A 21,682-nucleotide genomic window follows, 5' to 3' on the forward strand; every position below is an offset into this window, starting at 1 on the left:
CTCAGGCTGCCGGCAAGGATATCATCAGCAGAAACAAAAGAAATGTGGAGTCCTCCATGGTTCTGGAAGAAGAGATCTATTTTTCATCACATGATATTGCAAGGGATTTTGTAAAGGTCCTGAAGGATATGGGAGTATCATCCCAGGTAAAACAGAAATTTTCCCTTGATGTACGGTTGATGCTCAGTGGAACCTACCTGAATCTCGCTGCAATGTTTGATTGCATGATATCAGATCCCAAGACCACAGAGGAGGAGTCAGAGTCTTTCTCTATGGCCCGCGATCAACTGACTCCGCAACGCGATGCAATCGCACAGGCGCTTGAGAAGTACCAGGTGGGAGATCGGGTGGGATCAGGTGTGATGGATCTCGTCACAGGCGACCGTACACTTGATGGAGATGAGAGCGAAGACATTCTTGAGCAGATCATCGAAGAAGTGTATCTTACCAGGTTGCTTCATCTGAATGAACTTCTGGATATCGGGGAGAGTGGTCTTGTTCTTTCAAAAAAGATAGAACCGGACGAGTCAACCCTGACGGTATTTGCAGATGAGATCCCTGAAATCAGGGATGAAATTCTTGAAAAATACAACGTGTCAAGCACCATAACAGCAGGTGATGACGGTGAATGGCTCGTCTCAATAGGTTCCGAATATGTATTCCTTGATGATCTGGATAAGATCGGGGAGTTTCTTGAGAAATATGAAGTTGAAGAAGAGGATGGTGCCTCATTCTTCCCAAGACTTCAGATCAAACACATCCTGGTATCTGAGATTCTCGCCCTGATAAAGGAAGAGGGAAAGGTCTCCAGAGAGAACATTATCAACGAGTTTGCAAACCGTGATGTAGAGACCAGCGACGATGGGGCTAAGATTGCACTCCATTTAAGCGCAGAGTACATCGATGGAATTCTGGATGATCTTAAAAAGGTCGGATTTCTCAAAGGAAAGGATCAGAAACTGCGAATTGCAGTCTGATCTTCTTATTTATTCTGTATGGATCTCCAGTTGTCAGAGAAGAGGTACTGGGGATTGAAGAGAGCAGTCAGACGGAAAACGATATTCTGAGCTTTTTCTTCGTCAATGATGGTCTGGATCATATCCTCAAAATCTATCCAGACAACTTCATCACTTCCAGTTGCATATTTTCTGCTTGACTGGTTGAGGAACCCGGTTAGTGAGAACGTAAAGAAGCCGATCATGAAATTATTCTGGATGCCTGTATTTGTCCGGTCAAGAAGAGAGACACAGTCTGAAGGGATCTCCATAATCCCATAGACTTCATCCACGACCATACCGAATCGTGTTGAGGAGTCGTTTTCAGGCACAAATACAATGATCTTCTTCTTTGTCCCTTCCCCGGATAACGGGATGATGCGTCTGATATCTATCACTTTGACAACATCACTTCGCAGATTGAAGACTCCCGGAATATAATCCGGGGCATTGGGAAGAGGAATCTTCTGTTGATCCTGCACTATTTCTCTGATGTACGAGACGTCTGCCGCGTAGGTTCCTTCCCCGAGGGAGAAAAGAAGCAGCCTGTGTAACTGTACAGTTGTATCCATGTCCCCTGCCCAAATCTTCTTGTACTTCAGCCCCTCGGCAGATGGCACCAAAGCATAAATGATCTTATATTATCAATGAATCTGGATAGACCTTTGTATCTCTGTCCTGATTAATCGAAACAGTAAGATCTATCTGGCGAGACTTTGAATATGACTTTTGTAAGGTGTAACTCAGGAAGATATCAATATGGGCGAGACACACACTGATATAATACGTCTCCTGTGGGAGACAGGGGGATGCAGGTGGAGGAATTCCTTACCCTTGTGGAGATACAACTTGGAAGAGATCATTACCTCATAGACAGCAACATTATCGATAAGTTCATTGTTCCACTCCCAACAGTCGAGGTGTATGATGCCCCCCCGTATATTGACGGTATGGTCGAATGGAAACAGGAAATGATCCCTGCTATTAATGTTGCACCACTTCTTGGGATGGAAAAGGCAGCAGAATCCAATCGCAGGCGAACTATGATCATTCCGGCAGGAAAGGTGATGGGGACTCCCATGGCTGTTTCTGTAGATGAGGTTTCCATGATCAGAAAAGTGGAATTCAGGGAGGTTATGCCTGTGGACATATCTGCCTGTCATGGGATTGAAGACTACGTGAAAGGGATAATACGAGTTGTGGAAGAATCTGTGGGCGGCACTGAACAGATGGTTCTTCTGTACCTGAACCTGGAGAAGATGATGCGTGAACTTCTCAAGGGAAAAGTTGCTCGCCCGACACCAGGGTTCTATGTATGGCGATGGGATAGTGCAATAAGTTCTCAATCAGGATAACGCCGACTATAGGCGTACTCATTTTTTACCGGGCATATCATACGTATATCGCATGGTGTGGACCGCTCTCACGCTTGATACCTGGCTCTCCCGTCAGCAGGCAACACTGACGGATGTCTCAGGCGCTGTTCAGAATATCATTGATGAGGTAGCAGGGAGGGGGGATGAGGCCCTTTTCGATCTGTGTGAGCGGTTTGACAAGATCAGGCTGGATCACCTCAGGGTTAGTGAAGATGAGATAGATGAGGCATACGAATCGGTAGATCCTGAGATCGTCGAAGCACTGACTGAAGCATTTTCACGGATATGGACCTTTCACGAACTGCAAAGGCAGAAAGATCTCTGGTTTTCCGGAACTGAAGATGGCATTACACTCGGGGTCAAAACTACTCCGCTAGAACGGATCGGGATGTATGTTCCCGGGGGTCGCGCGGCATACCCCTCAACTGTGTTGATGTGTGCAGTGCCGGCCCAGGTAGCGGGAGTGAGTGAGATCATCTGTTGTACTCCCCCTCCTGCAAACCCGCTGACCCTTGTTGCCGCTGACGTTGCAGGGGTGACAGATATTTATACAGTAGGAGGGGCGCAGGCTATTGCTGCGATGGCTCTTGGAACCGATACGATTAGGCCGGTCCAGAAGATCGTAGGTCCTGGTAATGCGTATGTTACCGCAGCAAAGATGATGCTCAGGGGAAGAGTTGAGATTGACTTTCCTGCCGGGCCGTCAGAGATCGCGATCATCGCTGATCATACCGCTCGTCCGGATTTTGTTGCGGCAGATATCCTTGCCCAGTCTGAGCATGATCCCCAGGCTGCCTCTGTACTAATCACTACAGATCCCGGTCTTCCTGAACAGGTCGGAGACTGGATCGAACGTCTCGTAGAAGAAGCCCCAAGACATGAGATCATCAGGCAGGCACTTGGCCAGTCAGGATATCTGATTGTGGATACTATTGCTGATGCGATAGCGTCATCAGACAAAATAGCACCAGAACATCTCTCAATCCAGGTACAGGATCCTCTTCCAGTTCTGCAGAAAGTAAGGAATGCCGGTTCAATATTTGTCGGCCAGTATGCTCCTGTTGCCTGTGGTGATTATGCTTCAGGCACAAATCACGTTCTTCCCACGGCAGGAAATGCCAAACTCTATTCCGGGCTTAATGTGTCACATTTTACCAAGACATCAACGGTCCAGATCATCTCACGTGAAGGCATAGATGCCATTGGTGATGTTGTTGAAAGACTGGCAACTGCTGAAGGATTGCATGCTCACGCAATATCATCCCGCATCAGAAGAGAGATTTGATCAGAATCTGATCTGCATTACCGCTTTTTCTTCGTCTGTGAGGATTTCCTGAAGGTCGAATGGATCTGTCTGGTACACTGACATCGGATCATAATCAGGGTACAGGTCACATTTATCGAGAATATCGATGAACTCCTTGAGAAAAACCCGCGGGATGATATCGATCCTTCCGCCAAATGCCGTGCTCACCCGGTTTACCATTGTTCTGATAAACCTGTGTGATATCCGGCTTCTGTCAACCTCGCCGTATGCTTCTTCGTATACTCCGGCTATTCGGTGGGCGACCTCTTCAAGCCGGTCAGGACTGAATGGTTTGAGCAGAATTTGTGGCTGTCTTGGGTTTGGAAACTCTCCTTCCTTTGGTGTCTGGCCTATTCGATCGTACAGGGGAGTAACCGGCCTCATTCCACGAGGTCCGTCATACAGCATGGGTGTTCCTGCACAGATAAGATACCAGCGGGGAAGCAAACCTCCGTCAATTGCATCGATTATTCTGACCAGGTTCTGAAATCCCCGCTCCCGAAGATTTCGTGGGAAGGTCTGGGTTATCTCAAGTTCATCTATGGCGACCACGCACCCCTGGTATCCGGCCCCGGTTACGAACACCGGGAGTGCTTCAAGCAGAGGGAATATTGATGAGTCACCGATATCGCCTCTGATTCCTGCCTTTTGCCTCAGGTCTCTCCCGATATTTGGATCCCCGCAGAGCCATCCAATGGCTGCCTGAGAAGTCCTGAAGTCTGCTGCGTTGTTTGCAAGATAATATGTTCTGATAACAGCAGCAATAGGAGCATTGAGCAAACTGATGTCATCAAGAGCATACTCGACCTCCTGGAGGGTGAGTTCTTCAAGACGTTCAGCTGGAATCGATGACCCCTCTCGTGCACTGACCCGCTGTTCTATCCCATACAGCCAGGCATCAATGATCGATCTGAACGCCTGCTGTTCACCTCCTGCATGAAGAGATGTTGCTATCTGCGCATACAGGGATCGAAGGCGGTGAAGAGGAGCAACCGGAGATATTGCCACATGGGCAGTTACAAATCCTTTTTTTCGTGCAATCTCGAGGGCCCGTGCTATGAGAAATGTCTTTCCGCTTCCGTACTCCCCTCTGATGAACTTGATATCTGCCCCACCTTTTGAGACAAGATCCATCTGATCCCCGATCACCTGCTCCTCAGTGGAAAGGCCAACTGCGAACCTTCCAAGTCCCTGGGCAGGAACTGTCCCACGCCTGAGTGCATTGATAATCCCGATGCTCTCAAGGACCGATGCGTCAGAGATGTCAGGGGCCTGCATATCGGTACACCTCCCCGAATTCAGAGCATCCTTCCTTGTCTGCAAGATGGATCCCATGCTCTTCAGATTTTCTCATGATTCTGTTCATCAGCCCGGCAACCCGGCGGGTTCCTGCCACTTTCCTGAGATCCATCTCATTACAGACCCGGTGTTTTCGAAGGTATTCAACGACTGCCCCTTCACCCGGATCAAGCCATGAGAAAGATATCTGTCCTGTGGTGCTCACAGAGCCCGGCGGTTTTGTTACAGGACATATCTGTGACGGAAGAAAGTCCGGAAGAACCTGAGTTTTAGATTCAACGAGGAGGGCAAAAAGTAACTCGGCAACACTACTTGCATCAACCGGTACAACTGATAACCCGGTCAGGGCATGTTTGAGAGCTTTATCCGGACTTCCTGCCTGGAGTTCATGCTTTGTTTCCATAGAAAGGCAGCGGGCGTATAATTCACGTCCCTCCTGGGAGAGCAGAGAGACATACCCTTCAAACCGCTGGTTCAGAAATGAGATGAGATCAGGTTCAGGCTCTGGTAATGTCAGGATTTTTCCTGCTATCATTTCAAGATCCCTTGCTTTTCTGATCGTTTTCAGAATATATCCCAGAATCTTTTTCTGTTCCCTCTTCTCACTATTCCGTCCGAGGTACTGGGCATACGAAAAACCTGAGTTTGTCAGGTCTGATCTGAATGCCTGAAGGAAAAGGCGTTTTGCATCTTCATGTCTCCTTTCCTCCTCACACCACTCTGCGATTCCAACCAGGATGGATGGCTGAAGATCAGGTCTGATTCGGGTAAGTGCTTCGTCTAGTGCTACAGTACTTCCTCTTGTTTCCACCAGAAGCCTGCGAAAGGAGGAGAGCCATATGTTCAGATTCAAATGTTCATGGATATCCTTTCCAAAAAGAACTTGTGAATAAAGTTCAAGCGCTTGTTCTGGCCCTGATACTGTCTCGATAAGAGAAGCTCCCTGCAATTGGTATGCCGGGTTTTCACTCTTTGCGAGCCAGGTTGACCAGACTCCGAGTGCTTCCCGGATAAGTCCCTGAGATTCAAGATATCTTGCATAATGGGAGGCAAGTTCGGCAGAGGGGTTTTTCCTGAGTTGGATGAGAAACTCCTGATCTGCCTTGTCTGAATTTATGTGAACCAGGGATTCACAGGAGAGGATTATAAGATCGTGATCATCTTTGTTTGGAGATTTTTCGATCTCGTCAGCAAGTTCCTGGAATTTTTCTGATGCCAAAAGCAGATTGAGATATATCCTGAAGCATTCGTCAGGGGCTCCTGCCTTTTTGTATCGTGCAATACCCTCTTCAAAAAATCCCAGAGCACTATAACAGAGCATGAGTCCAGCAATATCTTCACCCTTGCCCGTGAGCAGAACCAGTCTTTTGAGCAGACAGAGTGCAGCCCGATGATCTCCCGCTCCTGTAAGGTACCTGGCATATCTTCTGATACCTTCTGTCTGATCTGGTGCCAGCCTGACTGCTTCTGCAAACTCTGCCCTGGCTCCTTCGTCTCCTTTTCGTTCAAGTACTTTTCCCAGGTATAAGCAGACTTCAGATGAATCAGGAACCTTTGACCTGAGATCACGTAGGCAGACTTCTGCTTCATCAAGGGACCCTACACTATACAGGCAGATTGCTTCAAGGATCCGGATTCTTGTATCTATCGACCTCGGAGGAATGGATTGGATAAGGTCAAGACAGGCTGAATATTTTTCCTGCTCAAACAGCCTGAATGCCTCGGCCGTGATTCTGTCTGCGTCAATCATGGGCTCCGATACCCAGTCGCAGATGAAGAAGAGTGGAAAGCATGGAAAATGCGTCTGAAGTCTGAAGCCTGGAATCTCCGGTATCATTCCAGATAACCGGAACTTCCAGAACCTGAAATCCGGCCCTCCTCATGTGCCAGAGGAGTTCTACATCGAACTCAAACCCACGTGCCCGTAAAGCTGGGAGAATTTTATCAATCGCATCCTTGCGAAAGATCTTTGCCCCACATTGGGTATCATAGAACTGCAGACCAAAAAGCAGTCTGATGATGATATTAAATGCCCTGCTCTGGACCCGTCGCGACAGGGGCTGATGAATCTCCACGGTCGAATCAGGCATATGGCGTGAGCCAATGATCCCGTCATAATCACCGATCTGGTCAATAAGGCGGAGCATCTCAGAATATTGTGTTGAATTGTCTGCGTCCATGAATCCAATCAGGGGAGCTGTTGCAGCCCTGAAACCCTCATAAACCCCACCACCCTTTCCAAGCCTGTGTGAATAATTATTCAGACACCGGACTGTGAGATCCGGGTGCCCTGATGAGAATTCCTGTATTACTTCCGGGGTCCTGTCTGTTCCATCGCAGACAAAGATAAACTCTGCATGTGGGTCAGAGAGATTTTGCAGAAGATGTCCTATCCGTTTCTCTTCATTATATGCCGGAATAACGATACTGTATCTCATCGATCGTGGCTTCCCAGCTGTTCTCCGTCAGTGGTATTATAGATTCTGGGGACTGCTTCCCGTTATCGTACCGTAAATGACGCAGAACACCTGGCAAGTTCATACTTTGCGTCCGCACTGCAGACTCTCCCTTCTGTAAAGATGATCTGTCTGCCTTTCCTGACTACCCAGGCTTCTGCTACAACACACTCTCTGGCCCTGACACCCCGGAGAAATGTGGTAGTACAGGATATTGTTGCTATCATCTGACCGTCTTCAAGCAGAGTGTAAATAGCCAAAGCCATCGCCTCATCGACTAAGGACGTATACATCCCACCCTGGAGCCATCCCTCCCCGTTGGTCATATCGGGCCTGACGGTCATCATGAGAGATGCTTTGCCCTCTCCCCATTTTTTTGGTTCTATCCCCATAAGACAGAAAAATGGGTTTGCTTTCTGGCCTGAATTTATGACATCATCAAGATATGACATATTACTTAGGGCTTCTTTAACCAGAGGGAAGAAGATAACGATGATCTGTTTCTTTGAATGCTCAAGTTCATCGGGTTTGGGAATTCTCCAGTTAAGTTTTCAGACAATCCTGCTTTCTGGTCTGGGGCCGTTTGGTATTAGAGGGATCGGAGCCAACTCTTTTGCTGAGTTTTTTGAGGGGAGGCATGAAGTATATCTTTATTACCGGCGGTGTGATGAGTGGTCTTGGGAAAGGGATCACCGCCGCATCAATTGGGAGGCTTTTGAAAAACCGGGGATATAATGTCACCGCGGTCAAGATTGATCCCTACCTGAATATCGATGCGGGAACTATGAATCCAGCCCAACATGGAGAAGTGTATGTTCTTCATGACGGGGGCGAGGTGGATCTGGACCTCGGCAACTACGAACGGTTCCTGGACATTGAGCTCAACTCATCCCACAATATTACCACCGGGAAGGTGTACCGCCTCGTCATCGATAAGGAACGCAGGGGCGATTATCTTGGTCAGACTGTGCAGATCATCCCGCATATTACAGATCAGATCAAGGAATGCATCAGGATTGCGGCATCTGAGAAGGTCTTTGATGGGAAAGAAGCAGACATCTGCATTGTAGAGGTTGGAGGGACTGTCGGAGATATCGAGAGCATGCCATTCCTTGAATCTGTCAGGCAGATGCGTAGTGAACTGCCACCCGAAGACCGCGCACTAGTTCATGTCACCCTGATGCCTTCTGACTCTATGGGGGATCTTAAGACCAAACCTACCCAGCACTCAGTCAAGGCACTGCGTGAACTCGGGTTGTTTACTGATATCATCGTTGGAAGAAGTGAACGCCCGATCTCAATCAATACCAAGAAAAAGATCTCCTCTCTCTGTGACATCCCCCAGTATGCAGTTATCAGTGCAACTACTGCACCTGATATCTATCAGGTTCCGATGGAACTTGAGAAAGAAGGGCTCTCAAAGGTGCTCTGTCAGCATCTGAAACTGGCAAACGAATCCCTTGATCCTGACTGGTACCGCGTGGTGACCCGGGAATATACCCAGCGGGTAACTATCGGGATTGTGAGCAAGTACGGAAAAGAGGATGTGTATCTCTCGATAAAGGAGGCCCTCAAGCATGCAGGACGGTCGCTATCAACCGAGGTTTCAATCAGGTGGCTTGATGCAGAGCGTGTTGAGAAAGCTGAACTCAAGGAATGCGATGGTATCCTGATCCCTGGAGGATTTGGTGTCAGGGGGATCGAAGGGAAAATCTGTGCAATTCAGTTTGCACGTGAAGAGAAGGTCCCACTACTCGGACTCTGTCTCGGGTTCCAGCTCTCGGTTGTTGAGTACGCCCGTCATGTTCTGGGGTGGAGCGATGCGTGTAGCAGTGAGTGCAGCGCCGGCACTGAAGTGATTACCATCCTGCCTGAACAGGACGGTGTCGAAGAACTTGGAGGGACTATGCGTCTTGGTGATTATCAGATCACGGTCAAGCCAGGGACCCTTGCGATGAAGTTGTATGGTGGGGATGAAATCACCGAACGTCATCGTCATCGTTACGAGGTGGATCCATCATATATCGCTGAAATGGAGGCTGCGGGTCTTATCTTCTCAGGAACCTGGGGGAACAGAATGGAGATCGTCGAGATACCGGATCATCCGTTCTTCTTTGCAACCCAGTTCCATCCTGAGTTCAGATCACGTCCGACAAGACCCTCACCACCGTTCCTCGGGTTTGTTGAAGCAGCGCTGAAGATGAAGAAGGGAGCAGAATAATGGTCAAGGTTGAGAAGTTCATTACAGAATCAATCAGAAGGATTCAGGAAGAGGCAGGAGGTGAACATGCAGTCATTGCCCTGTCTGGTGGTGTTGATAGTTCAGTCTGTGCTGAACTGGCATCGCGTGCAATCGGTGACAAACTCATCCCGATTTATGTTGATACCGGGTTGATGCGCAAGGGAGAAACCGCACGGATAAAGGAAATATTTGGTCACCTGGGTGTCAGGATTATTGACGCAGGCGAGGAGTTCATTTCAGCCCTTGCCGGTGAGTCAGATCCTGAGAAAAAACGTAAGATCATTGGTGAGAAGTTTATCAGGATCTTTGAACGTGAAGCCCGTGCAACAGGTGCCAGGTACCTGCTCCAGGGAACGATCTACCCGGATTGTATTGAGAGTGAGGGAGGCATCAAAAGTCATCACAATGTTGGTGGTATGCCCCTCTCGATAGAGTTCAGCAAAGTGATTGAGCCACTCCGTGAACTATACAAGGATGAAGTAAGAGATGTGGCTGAAGCCCTTGGACTACCAGGTGAGATAGCACATCGAATGCCGTTCCCAGGTCCTGGTCTCTCAGTCAGGGTGGTCGGAGCGATCACCCGTGAAGCGATTGAGGTGGTCAGGGAAGCAAATGCAATCGTTGAAGATGTCCTGGTTGAGAAGTACCGTCCATGGCAATGCCTTGCAGCACTCGTCGGTCTTGGTACCGGTGTAAAAGGTGATAACCGATTACATGGGTGGATCGTTGCAGTGAGAGCAGTGAACTCACGCGATGGAATGACCGCTGATCCAATAGAGATCACCTGGGAAGACCTGGCAGAGATCCAGGGTCGTATAACCTCAACTATCCCGGCAGTTTCACGGGTGGTCTATGATATCACGCCCAAACCGCCGGCAACTATCGAATATGAATGAGATGTAACAATGAATTTCGAATCAAATTATCGGGAACTTGAATCACAATATATCATGCCTGCATTCAGCAGGGAGATCATGATCACCAAAGGGTCCGGATGCACTGTCACCGATGCTGACGGGAAGCAATATCTTGATCTTGTAGCAGGAATCGCAGTGTGCAGTACCGGCCACTGCCATCCAAAGGTAGTCAAAGCAATAGCAGAGCAGGCAGCAGAACTGATCCATTGTTCGAACCTGTTCTATGTTCCGCATCAGGGTGCTCTCGCAAAAAAACTGGTAGAGATATCAGGACTTCCAGGAAACGCGAAAGCATTCTTCTCCAACTCTGGAGCAGAGGCAATGGAAGGAGCCCTGAAATTGGCACGGATCAGAACCGGAAGAAAAGAGTTCATTGCATGCGAGGGAGGTTTTCATGGGCGGACTATGGGGTCCCTTGCCTGTACCCATAAACCTGCTATCAGAGAGCCTTTCATGCCTCTTCAGCCGTTTACATCGTTTGTACCCTACGGTGATGTACAAGCACTGAAGGGTGCAATTACAGAGGAGACAGCTGCCGTAATTCTTGAACCGATTCAGGGTGAAGGGGGTGTCATTATTCCCCCTCCAGGATACCTGAAGCAGGTCAGGGAGATCTGTGATGCCAAAGGTGTCCTCCTCATCGTTGACGAGGTTCAGAGTGGTATGGGTAGGACAGGTCACTGGTTTGCATTCCAGGAAGAAGGAATTCATCCTGATATTATTACCATGGCTAAGGCTATGGCGAGTGGATTTCCCATGGGAGCTATCGTTGCACGGGAAGGACTTGAATTTGGGAAATCAGAGCATGGAAGCACCTTTGCAGGGGGGCCAATAGCCTGCGCTGCAGCTCTTGCATCGATTGATGTTATTGGTAAAGTACTTCCTGAAGTTGCAGCAAAGGGTGAGCGGTTCAGGGCAGCACTCGCTCATCTCAATCCCCGGGTTAAGGGACTGATGATCGGGATAACAATTGGCGATCATTGTGCTGACGTTCAGAAAGAATGTGCAGTACATGGCCTGCTTGTTAACTGTGCAGCACACGGGAACCTGAGGCTTGTCCCCCCATTGACAATCACGAATGCCGAAATAGACAAGGCAACAGGTATCATCAATGCAGCAGTCAGTAAATTCGCGAGTTCGTGATATCTACAAGCAGGAAGGGTATGTGTATGCCCGCTCCCCTGAAGAGATAGCAGAGACCTATGGTTTTTCAAGGGTTGCACGGCTGGCAAGCAATGAAAATCCCTTCGGTCCTTCTCCTCTTGCGGTTGCTGAAGTACAGAAAGCACTTGCTACTATTCACCGGTATCCTGATACCGGAGGAGCCGGGAGACTGATTCAGGCACTCAAGGATTACCATGGTGACTATGAGTTTGTAACCGGTGTTGGGATGGACGGGGTTATTGAGACCTGTATCCGTGTACTGGTAAATCCGGGTGAGGCCGTTGCCGTATCAGTCCCGACCTTTTCATTTTACGGGCTTGCAGCAAAGGCCCAGGGAGCAGAGGTTATCAAAATCCCACGGAGAGATGACTTCACAGTAGATGTTGATACTTTCATATCTGCAGCCAAAAATGCAAAGATAGCATTCCTATGCAGTCCTAACAACCCAACCGGAACCATGACTTCTCTGGAAGATGTTGAAAGGATCGCAGATGCACTGGATGGCATCCTCTTTCTGGATAATGCATATGTTGAATTTTCAGAGATCGATTACCGCTCCCTGATGGAAAAGCACGATAACCTTGTTATCGGACGGACCATGTCGAAGGTCTTCGGCCTTGCCGGCTGTCGGATCGGGTATGCTTTTGTTCCATCGTGGCTGAAACCGGTGTATGAAAAGGCAGCAACCCCGTTCACGGTTAATACTCTGTCACTTTCTGCAGCAACCGGTGCCCTTGCTGATAAGGAGTACGTTGAGCGCACAATCAGGCATGTGAGATCCTGGATCCAGAAATTCCACGATATATGCAAACTACCGGTTCTGCCGGGAGGAGCCAACTTTGTGATGATCGACACCGCACCAATGAGTGGAGATGAGTGCGCGGCACGGCTTGCAGAGAAAGGTGTCATCGTTAGATCATGCCGGTCCTTCCCCGGTCTTGCTGATCACTACATCAGGGTCTGTGTGGGTGAGGACTGGGAATGTGAACAGTTCCTCTCAGGAATTAACCAGATATGCTGATTGCCCTGACCGGGACTCCCGGGACCGGGAAATCTACCGTATCTGATGAACTTACAAACCGTGGTCATCAGGTCATCAGGGCAAACGATACTATCGGTCCATACATCATCGAAGAAGATGATGAAAGACAGGCACACGTCATAGATACAGATCGGTGGCGTGATGAGTTCCCTCTACTGGATGGAATTGTTGAAGGACATCTTACTCATCTCCTTCCTGTATCACGGGTTATCGTTATCAGGTGTCGTCCTGATGTTCTAAAAGAGCGACTTGTTGCCAGGGGGTATCCTGACGAGAAGGTTGCCGAGAATGTGGAGGCAGAACTACTTGATGTTGTCCTCATTGAGGCAATGGAAGAGCATACCCCTGAGATGATATATGAGATGGATGTAACCGATAAGACAGTTGCCGAGGTTGCAGATATGATAGAAGGGATCCTGACCGGAGATGTACCCCCCAAACATGGTGTTGTTGATTGGCTTTCCACCTGTGTGGACTTATTATGACACTTGACTCGTACCGGGCACAGGTTAAACCTTTCATAGATCCTGTTGTATCCGCAACTGTCCGGATAGGTCTCACCCCCAACTTCTGTACGATACTCTCATTGATTGCTGCAGCAGGTGGAGGATATGCATTTTTCAGAGGCGATATTCTCTTCGGCACCTTTGGGGTGATTCTGAATGCGTTCTTTGATGGGCTTGACGGGGCAATGGCACGGGCACTCGGACAGCAGGGGCTCAGGGGTGATTTTCTGGATCACACCGTTGACCGGTATGCTGACATCTTCATCCTGTGTGGTATATTTTCAGGCCCTCTCTGTGCCTGGTGGATTGGGATTTTCGGTCTCACAGGCGTTCTGATGTCATCGTACATGGGGACACAGGCGCAGGCTGTAGGTGTAGGCCGCTTTTATGGAGGTCTACTTGGCAGGGCTGACCGGCTCGTACTTCTGATGGGTGTCTGCATCGCCAGCCTGTTCATCCCGGCAGAAATTCTTGGGCTCAGTCTCTTTGCATGGCTGCTTCTGATCTTTGGTATATTCGGGCATGTGACCGCAGCACAGCGCTTTGCCCATGTTTGGAAACAACTTCCCTGATTCCGGGAAACAAAATTTTTGATTATATTGCCGGTACCACAAGTGTTCCTGGTTTCTCCATATAGAGCCAGTATCCCTGCTTTGGGTCTAGTAACTGCTCTCCATTTCCTTTCTGAATAGGTGGATAGTACTGCTGGGATTGTGCATTAAAGCCCAGAATATATGACCATTGAAGGTCATCGAATACTTCTTCAGGGGCCGTTGCGTTTGCTCCTGGAAAACTTATCAGATTCCAGCCTGCTGAAAGTGATCTGGTCAGGTTTCCTTCAGGCCCTGATGTAGCAACCTGCAAACTGATGTCTACTGGTTTTGCTACATAGATCCAGACCGCTGTCAGGGGATCGAGATCTGAATCTTTGGTCAATCGCTTCCACTGTCCTGTAGTACTATCCCAGGAATAAAGTGAATGGCTTGCTGTATCTACTCCAGAAAATAAACTTATTGTATCCTGTCCTGGCTCAAGGGTAACCGGGGTTGATATGAGGTTCCATCCTTTTGAGAGAGTGATAGTCTGATAGGAGGATGGGATTGCAACAATATATCCGGATTTTATTATATCCTGACATCCGTCTGCATCGCAGACATGAAGTTTTGGACTGTACACACCGGAGGTTGTATAGGTGTGAAAAGGATTCTGCTCTGATGTAGGCTGACTTCCATCCCCGAAATCGATTGACCACTGGTAGGGACTCCCAGTAATTTTAAAAGATGTTGACAGAGGGGCAACTCCTCTTCTTGGAAGTCCGGAAAGGTCATATTTCACCTCTTTCGGGTTGGATATCTGAACCTCTTTAGTTGTTGTACCATGACAGTCACCCTGACCCCAGACTGTGAGAGAAGCGTTGAACGTTCCTTCCTCTGTGTACTGGTGTTCCATCCGTGTATCAGTTCCGGTTACGCCATCTCCAAAGTCCCATGATCGTTTGGACTCATATCCTGTTGTTGTATCAGTGAACGTAATAGTTGCCGGTGCAACTCCTGTTGTTGGATTCATTGAAAAGGACGGGTGAGGCACATCAAAAATATGGATCAAATCAGGCTTGGTTATGTTCTCCTGATGGCCTGGATATTCTTTCACCAGGGTAACTGAGTATGTTCCTGCAAACTGGTAACTGTGGAATGGATTATTATCTGTGCTTTTCTCACCATCCCCAAAGTCCCACTTTTGCTTCTCTGCAAGTGATGCAGGTGGGGCAGTACTAAACTGAACACTGTGCGGAGCACACCCCTCAAGGGGGGTTGCTGTAAAATCAAGTACCTGTTTGGGGTTCACCGAAACTTTTGCAGAGGACTTAGCAGTACACCCGCAGGTTCCAAGCACAGAAAGGGTCACATTGTAGTCGCCAGGTTTCTCATACCGGTGAGTGGGACCTGCACTCTCTGATGTTGCAGAATCACCAAAATCCCAGATATATCTGAGCCCCTCACCTGCATCTGTTCTGAATTTTATCGTTGCCTCATCATCACCACGTTCAGCAAAAATTTTTGGTGAATCTACTGTGACAAAACCAGGTTTGACAACATCGCTGCAGTATCCGTTGTAGCAGTAATGAAGCCCGACATCATAACTTCCACTGAACCCGTAACAATGTGAACCATGGGATTCAGGTGATGTTGTGTTGTCTCCAAACATCCAAGTCCATGACTGGGGTTGGTTAATCATATCAAGATCAACGCAAAGGGGAGCGATTCCTCTCCGGGGAGACCCGTTGAAATCAGGAGCATATTTTGAGGTTGTATGGATGTAATCGGGTCGTGTCAGAGTATAACTTGCCTCTTCTATCGAGTAGGTCAGGGTTACCATGTAATTGCCTGGTTTTTCATAGTAATGGTTGGGATCTTTCTCATAAGATGTAGTCCCGTCTCCAAAGTCCCATGAAAATGTTTCAGCAGGTCCGGTGACTGAAAACTTAGTGGAGAGGGGAGCCACTCCCTCCAGTTTTTCTGCAGTAAAATTGACCTCTTCTCCCTGGGAAACCTGGATGTAATTATATTTTGAGATCTTATCGCAGTTTCCTTGGGCGCAGTAGGTCAAAGTTGGGGAGTAGAACCCAGGGTGCTGATACTGATGTTGAGGATTTGAATCAGAACTCTCTTGTCCGTCATCAAAATTCCAGAGAATATTTGTCGGATTTCCGGCAATCGTAAACTGAACATTAAGTGGAACTGTCCCGTTAACAGGGTCTGCAGAATAATCCACCAGGTTTGCGGGATCTTTAACTTTGATATAATCTTCTTTATTTACCTCACCAGATTTCTGACCAATTGAATACTTCAGTTTCACCCAATATGAACCCGATTTCTGATAACAGTGAACCGGGCTACGGGAGTTTGAAGTTGTCCCATCACCAAAATCCCAGAGGTAGTCAGCGAGGGGTCCGGAAACAGTGAATTTGGCACAAACCGGTGGGTAACCTTCAAGAGGAGTGGCTGAAAAATCAACAGCCCATTCTGAAGTCATGGTCCCGTTCTCATATTGTGCCATGACCGATTCATTTTCCTGATTCTGATTATCAGCAGTTACAGAACAGATGATGGAAGATCCGAGTATCATTCCTACGAGTAAGAACCCTAGCAAACTCCTGTGTGTATTCAAACCGGTCGTTCCGATCATATTCTCCTGATCAGATATCGATGCAGACAAGAAAAAGTGTACCTGGTTCTGTTCTTTTATAATGGCAAGCTTTGAATTTAGAACCAACTGTCAAGAGTCCGTTGTTTTCCCCTGCCACTGATCTTCTCAAGCACCGGGTTTATTCTGTCTTCAGAAAATCCGTAATCCCCACAGAGAAATGATATGATCCTATCATGATCTGGTTTTTTCCATTCGATAGGGTAATTCCCGGATACTGGGGGATTCAGGAAAAAATTCCGTATTGGTTCAGGATCTATGTCCGGAAGTTTTAAGGCAACAACCTCTTTGAATTCACCAGCTTTGATCTTTTTGAGTGCGGTCTTTGCACCGACTCCGACTGCTCCCTCGTTGAAATCAGTCCCAACCAGAATAGCCACATCAATAAGTTCCTCTCTTGTTAGATTGAGGCCCGTGAGTACATCATCAAGGACTACTGTTTCTGGCAGGACATTTACCATCCTGCCGTGAGATCTTCTCTTTCCTGACACTGTCAGGTTCCGAACTAGGAGTGGTGCCCCAAAGAGCAGAGTATCGTAATCCTGGGATGCAACGTACCTGGCAACACCTGTTCTTACCATATTGGAGGCATCAGCCTCACCTTCTGATGGAGCATTAATAACCGGGATTCCGAGCAGATCAAGTAAATTACGGGCTGAAGATAAGACTTCGTCATCAAGTTTTGATGACGCCATTGCATACCTGAATGCTCCGGCAGTATCGCCTTCTCGTTTTGCCTGATCCCATTTCTCCTGAGCTTCTTCTCTGACTGCCCGTCGTTCCCCTATTGTCCGTGCCTTTAATTCGGGAGGTTTACCGTCAAAGATCCAAACCGGCTGAATTCCCTGTTGGAGAAAGTTAGTGGTACGGAAAAAGATCCCTGACAGATGTGAGGTTATCCTCCCTTCTTTATCCATGAGCGGTGTTCCATCCGGCTGTCTGATGATGGACAGAAACTGATAGAGCGCGTTGAATGCATCAACAGATGCAACTCCGGTAAGATCCTGTGATTCCGCCGGATGTTTATATGGGGCAATAATATCGCGTAAGGCTACACCCATGTGATTCTCTCCATATCAGTCAAACCGGTCATTAAAATCGATATGTACCAGATCTATGATGGGCAATAATCCCACATTGAGAAAATTGATCTGATATGATTGTGACCGGTCTTCTGAGGTATGTTTTCTCTCTGTGTAATAGGGATTTGTTCTATGTAAGGCATGCGCGGGACTTATGGCGATAATGTGTTCCATCAGCGTGAAAGAGAACAAGTTGAGTTGCCTTTCCGTGTGGGATATAATTATGTACCATTCAGAGTCTTCCCTCTTAGGCACATGGAATCATCTGATAATCAGTTTGCAAATACTCACATCACAGGAGGAAGGGCACTAAATCCGATCCTTTCCCTTGCTGCAATGCCTCTGATGCTCCTCATTGTTGAAGCAGGAGCAGTTGTCCTGTCAGTTCCGATGATCCAGTCGGGGTATGCGGTCTTTGAAGATCCATCATCGTATGAAAACCCGATCTGGTTCATTGCAATGCTGCTTGGATTCACTGTGGTACTCCTTGCTCTGTTAAAGTACCGCCTGAAATGGGCTATACAACTAGTCATCTGGGCATCGCTTTTTCTCTCGTTTATCTATGTTTTCACAGGTCTGCTCTCTCTTGCAGGATTAGATATGGCTGTTTCTACTGCCATTGGATTACTCCTCTCGGTTGGGGCAACCGCTCTCCTTGCAAAATATCCTGAATGGTACGTGGTTGATGTACTTGGAGTACTTCTTTCAGCCGGGATTGCCTCGATATTTGGAATATCACTCGAACCTGTACCTGTCATACTGCTCCTCGTTCTTCTCGCAGTCTATGACGCGATATCAGTGTACCGGACAAAACACATGCTGACCCTTGCTGAAGGAATTATTGAAAACAGGATGCCTATCATGGTTGTTGTTCCCAAAAAAGAGGGGTACTCATTCATCAGGGACGGCGTCGGTGGTATGGTACAGCCTGCAAAAACTGGTGAAAGCTCTGATTCTCTTCATAGGGATCAGGACCAAAAACCCGAGCGGGCTGCATATCTGATGGGGCTTGGTGATCTTATCATGCCCTCTATCCTTGTAGTTTCAGCAGCGGTGTTTCTGCCAGCAAAAGGGATGTTTGGGTTTTCTATCCCTGTTATTACTACAATGATTGGTTCAGTTGCAGGGATGGCATTACTTCTCTATTTCGTCTCGTCTGGGAGGCCTCAAGCCGGACTCCCGCCACTTAATGGAGGGGCGATCATAGGATTCCTTATCGGCTGGTTCCTCGTCGGGATCTGAGTATCCCTGACGTCCGGGGTGGTGGGCTGCACCGGGAGCGGGTTTTTCTGAGAGGAGCATCTCAAGTACCTCTTCAACCCCTTCACCCGATGCTGTTGACATAGCCTTGTATCCTTCAAGTGTTTTTACATCTGATTTGTTTACAACAGCTATAATCGGAACATGGACTAATTCCCTGATCTCATCCAGTAGGCGCATCTGATCTTCAAGAGGAAATCCGCAGTAGGTACTTGGGTCAAGGATAAACAGGATAACATCAGCGGTGTTGATGATCGCTGAAATCGCCTGCTTTTCGATGGTGTTTCTCTCTTCTGCCGGGCGGTCAAGCAGGCCGGGTGTGTCGATTAACTGGATCTTTTCTCTGCGTTCAATCCGGTGACCGATAATCACACCCTTTGTTGTGAATGGATATGATGCGATCTCAGGCTCTGCTGAAGAGACTCTCCTAATGAATGAGGACTTGCCCACGTTTGGAAACCCTGCCACCACAATTGTGAAGACGTCCTCAATGACCGGGAGTTTACGCATGACATTCCTGACCTCATTGAGGTAGAGGAGTTGATCATCGATCTGATGAACCACCGATGCAAGTCGTGCCACGGCCTTTTTCCGGGAAGCGGTTGCATCCTCATCGCTGGAGAATCTGACATCCTTGGCAAGTCCTCCTTTATGATCTTTTGTCCATCTTGCTGCCCAGCCGACGGCTCCAAGAGCCTTGCGAAGATGTTCAGTGCCCCAGATTATGTCAAAGAGATCCTGGTAAAATCGGGGCAGATTATCCATTTCCGGGAAACCTTGGATTACTGAGACGAGTTTATCGTGAACCGAAAGGTATGCTGCTCTTACAAATTCTTCTGATGCACGTTTCTTCTGTTTCTTCTCACGCATCTTAGCTGCAGCCCGGCGAAGTGCCCTGTCAAGGACCTCGTCTGCGGTTGGTACAGTAGGTATCCGTTCGAAGTTCATTGCTTGCTTATTATTATTGATATCCATACGAAGCTCTGCGCTTGTGGGATTAGTGGGGGTGCTGACTGGATAATCGTTTACAACGATAAAAATTTCTTATCCATCTCTCTCGTTGTGGCTGATATTGCTTCATATTTTTTTGCCCCATAATTATTCTACCGGGACAGGTTCATGCGAACTAAAGACATAAGCCATGAGTGGGTTGCATCTCGCGGGAGAAAAATCAGACGATTAAGGGATTTGCACAGGTGAAAACATATTGAATCAGGTCTAACATGTGGTCGCGTTCATTTTTCTAGGTATTGAAAGGAGAAAATATTCAGGTAGGTTTCATCCTCTCTGGTTCTTTTTAAAGCTTAAAAACCATCATGATTTATCATGTAGATGAACTCAATTAAATCAGATATACCTGTACGCACTGTCCTACATGTGGATTCGCCAATTTAAGGAATAGTCGTGCAGTGAATAATGTCATGATCAACGTGCAAACGAGGTAATATTATGGATCTGTCTCTTATCCAGAACGATATCCTCATCACCCTCATCAGTCTCTATGAGAAGAAGTCGATACCGATCAAGGGGGAGGAGATCGCTGATATCATTCGCAGGAATCCTGGAACTGTCAGAAACCAGATGCAGGCACTAAAAGCAATAGGCCTTGTTGATGGTATTCCCGGGCCAAAGGGTGGATATCATCCAACTGCTGTGGCATACAAGGAACTCAATCTGAAACGTGATGGGGAGGTATATGAGGTTAAAATCTCTCGCGACAGCGAGGTCATCCCTGGTGTCAAGGTTGCCGAGATTATCTTCACCACCCTCTCACACGCTGATATCTGTCATGCCCAGATCAAGATCATCGGAAGCGTGAAACTCTTCAACATCGGAGATGTGATCACCATCGGTCCGACTCCGATGAATAAACTGATGATCAAGGGTGAAGTGTTTGGAAAAGATGAGAATGAGCCTGCACTCATTGTCTCAATCCTTGAAATGGTCTCACTTCCAAAAAAGCCTATCCGCAGTTACATGACTGCCCCCATTAAGATGCTCTCAACCAGGTCAACCCTGATGGACGCAATCCATCTCTTCAATAAATACCGGATCCACGGCGCACCGGTTATGGAAGGGAACTTTCTCATGGGAATCATCACGATGACCGATATTCTCCTGGCAATTGAAGAGAAGATAAGCCTGGAAGCACCGGTAAGCGAGGTTATGACCGAAGAGGTAATTCAGGCTGATGCTTCTGTCCAGATTTATGAAGTAATCCGCAAGTTTAAGGAGAAACAGATTGGGAGACTGGTTGTCGTAGAAGATGGACAGCCGATTGGGATCCTGACTCAGTCTGACATCTTCAGGGTTATTCCCACACACTAACCTGTTGTCGAGTATTATGTGACTTTGGTACCTACAGAGGGTATCCTGAATTTTTTCCTGTTATTGATATGGGTTTGATGACTAACACGGCAACATTGTCAAGTTTATCCTGAAAAAAGTTATCAACCGGGTATGACGCATATTTTTCAGAGAACACTTTGAGCAGGCGGTTCTTCTCCTTATATTCTTCGACAAACCTTACTGTGCCACGTCCGATGACGCTCCTGTACCGCATCCCATACCCGCATACATTGGTATCGGTGACGAGATCGATATCTGATTCAACCGCGAATGATGCGTGAGGATTGTTCTTAAGTAGACGTATCTTATCTCCGACAGGGGATGAGTGTAAAATAAGCCTCCCCTCATACCATACAAAATTCATCGGTACCAGACAGGGATACTCGTCGTCGCCAGGAATGGCAAGATGACAAAAAAGTGCCTTTTTGAGAACAGCATCAATCCATCCCTGATCCTGGACTTCTTTATCTGTTCTGTGCATATA

20 protein-coding genes are annotated in these 21,682 nt (G+C 47.7%); 11 read left to right on the plus strand and 9 right to left on the minus strand.

Annotated features, from left to right (window positions below):
• Positions 1 to 56: 56 nt before the first annotated feature.
• A complete protein-coding gene (locus DK846_RS14080) occupies positions 57 to 977 on the plus strand; it encodes a hypothetical protein (RefSeq protein WP_181391799.1) in 921 nt (306 codons plus the stop codon).
• A gap of 5 nt (positions 978 to 982) precedes the next feature.
• Here DK846_RS14080 and DK846_RS14085 read toward each other — a convergent pair whose 3' ends face one another.
• Entirely contained in the window at positions 983 to 1,567 is a 585-nt protein-coding gene (locus DK846_RS14085; protein WP_146201237.1) for a chemotaxis protein CheW, read from the minus strand.
• 237 nt (positions 1,568 to 1,804) lie between these two features.
• On the opposite strand from DK846_RS14085, the gene DK846_RS14090 reads away from it, so the two are divergent.
• Both DK846_RS14090 and hisD read left to right on the plus strand, forming a co-directional pair.
• Entirely contained in the window at positions 1,805 to 2,350 is a 546-nt protein-coding gene (locus DK846_RS14090; protein WP_109969606.1) for a chemotaxis protein CheW, read from the plus strand.
• A gap of 55 nt (positions 2,351 to 2,405) precedes the next feature.
• Positions 2,406 to 3,656, plus strand: a complete 1,251-nt coding sequence (gene hisD / locus DK846_RS14095; protein WP_109969763.1) for a histidinol dehydrogenase — start codon at positions 2,406 to 2,408, stop codon at positions 3,654 to 3,656.
• Here hisD and brxD read toward each other — a convergent pair whose 3' ends face one another.
• The 4 genes from brxD to DK846_RS14115 form a co-directional block, all read right to left on the minus strand.
• Positions 3,657 to 4,955: a BREX system ATP-binding protein BrxD gene (gene brxD / locus DK846_RS14100; protein WP_109969607.1), complete on the minus strand. Its 1,299-nt coding sequence runs from the start codon at positions 4,953 to 4,955 to the stop codon at positions 3,657 to 3,659.
• A complete protein-coding gene (locus DK846_RS14105) occupies positions 4,942 to 6,726 on the minus strand; it encodes a tetratricopeptide repeat protein (protein ID WP_109969608.1) in 1,785 nt (594 codons plus the stop codon). The genes brxD and DK846_RS14105 overlap by 14 nt, the downstream gene beginning before the upstream one ends.
• A complete protein-coding gene (locus DK846_RS14110; RefSeq protein ID WP_109969609.1) occupies positions 6,719 to 7,414 on the minus strand; it encodes a dolichyl-phosphate beta-glucosyltransferase in 696 nt (231 codons plus the stop codon). The genes DK846_RS14105 and DK846_RS14110 overlap by 8 nt, the downstream gene beginning before the upstream one ends.
• A gap of 62 nt (positions 7,415 to 7,476) precedes the next feature.
• Complete coding sequence (locus DK846_RS14115) at positions 7,477 to 7,884, minus strand: PaaI family thioesterase (protein ID WP_109969610.1); 408 nt, start codon at positions 7,882 to 7,884, stop codon at positions 7,477 to 7,479.
• A gap of 185 nt (positions 7,885 to 8,069) precedes the next feature.
• Here DK846_RS14115 and DK846_RS14120 point away from each other — a divergent pair, with 185 nt between their 5' ends.
• From DK846_RS14120 to DK846_RS14145, 6 genes are read left to right on the plus strand one after another with little or no spacing between them, the layout of a single operon-like run.
• On the plus strand, positions 8,070 to 9,653 hold the full coding sequence (locus DK846_RS14120) for a CTP synthase (RefSeq protein ID WP_109969611.1): 1,584 nt from the start codon (positions 8,070 to 8,072) through the stop codon (positions 9,651 to 9,653).
• Positions 9,653 to 10,570 carry a glutamine-hydrolyzing GMP synthase gene (gene guaA / locus DK846_RS14125; protein WP_109969612.1) on the plus strand — a complete coding sequence of 306 codons (918 nt, stop codon included), beginning with the start codon at positions 9,653 to 9,655 and terminating at the stop codon, positions 10,568 to 10,570. Before DK846_RS14120 ends, guaA begins: the two co-directional genes overlap by 1 nt.
• 9 nt (positions 10,571 to 10,579) lie before the next feature.
• Entirely contained in the window at positions 10,580 to 11,734 is a 1,155-nt protein-coding gene (locus DK846_RS14130) for an acetylornithine transaminase (protein ID WP_109969613.1), read from the plus strand.
• Complete coding sequence (gene hisC, locus DK846_RS14135; protein ID WP_109969614.1) at positions 11,703 to 12,776, plus strand: histidinol-phosphate transaminase; 1,074 nt, start codon at positions 11,703 to 11,705, stop codon at positions 12,774 to 12,776. The genes DK846_RS14130 and hisC overlap by 32 nt, the downstream gene beginning before the upstream one ends.
• Positions 12,770 to 13,282 (plus strand): adenylate kinase family protein, encoded by a 513-nt coding sequence (locus tag DK846_RS14140; RefSeq protein ID WP_109969615.1) that lies wholly within the window; start codon positions 12,770 to 12,772, stop codon positions 13,280 to 13,282. Before hisC ends, DK846_RS14140 begins: the two co-directional genes overlap by 7 nt.
• The gene (locus DK846_RS14145; protein WP_109969616.1) at positions 13,279 to 13,875 is read left to right on the plus strand and encodes a CDP-alcohol phosphatidyltransferase family protein; all 597 of its coding nucleotides are present in this window, start codon (positions 13,279 to 13,281) and stop codon (positions 13,873 to 13,875) included. Before DK846_RS14140 ends, DK846_RS14145 begins: the two co-directional genes overlap by 4 nt.
• 22 nt (positions 13,876 to 13,897) lie before the next feature.
• Here DK846_RS14145 and DK846_RS14150 read toward each other — a convergent pair whose 3' ends face one another.
• On the minus strand, positions 13,898 to 16,489 hold the full coding sequence (locus DK846_RS14150) for a PKD domain-containing protein (RefSeq protein WP_146201238.1): 2,592 nt from the start codon (positions 16,487 to 16,489) through the stop codon (positions 13,898 to 13,900).
• Positions 16,490 to 16,566: 77 nt separating this feature from the next.
• Entirely contained in the window at positions 16,567 to 17,568 is a 1,002-nt protein-coding gene (gene fen, locus DK846_RS14155; protein WP_109969618.1) for a flap endonuclease-1, read from the minus strand.
• A gap of 276 nt (positions 17,569 to 17,844) precedes the next feature.
• Between fen and DK846_RS14165 the strand changes: the two genes are divergently transcribed.
• A complete protein-coding gene (locus DK846_RS14165; RefSeq protein ID WP_109969620.1) occupies positions 17,845 to 18,831 on the plus strand; it encodes a presenilin family intramembrane aspartyl protease PSH in 987 nt (328 codons plus the stop codon).
• Here the strand turns inward: DK846_RS14165 and DK846_RS14170 are convergent.
• A complete protein-coding gene (locus DK846_RS14170; protein WP_394339600.1) occupies positions 18,724 to 19,824 on the minus strand; it encodes an NOG1 family protein in 1,101 nt (366 codons plus the stop codon). The genes DK846_RS14165 and DK846_RS14170 overlap by 108 nt on opposite strands.
• Positions 19,825 to 20,298: 474 nt before the next feature.
• Between DK846_RS14170 and DK846_RS14175 the strand changes: the two genes are divergently transcribed.
• Positions 20,299 to 21,177 carry a CBS domain-containing protein gene (locus DK846_RS14175; RefSeq protein WP_109969621.1) on the plus strand — a complete coding sequence of 293 codons (879 nt, stop codon included), beginning with the start codon at positions 20,299 to 20,301 and terminating at the stop codon, positions 21,175 to 21,177.
• A gap of 31 nt (positions 21,178 to 21,208) precedes the next feature.
• Here DK846_RS14175 and DK846_RS14180 read toward each other — a convergent pair whose 3' ends face one another.
• Positions 21,209 to 21,679, minus strand: a complete 471-nt coding sequence (locus tag DK846_RS14180; protein ID WP_109969623.1) for a pyridoxamine 5'-phosphate oxidase family protein — start codon at positions 21,677 to 21,679, stop codon at positions 21,209 to 21,211.
• Positions 21,680 to 21,682: the final 3 nt, after the last annotated feature.

This window comes from Methanospirillum lacunae (genome assembly GCF_003173355.1).
GTDB lineage: Archaea > Halobacteriota > Methanomicrobia > Methanomicrobiales > Methanospirillaceae > Methanospirillum > Methanospirillum lacunae.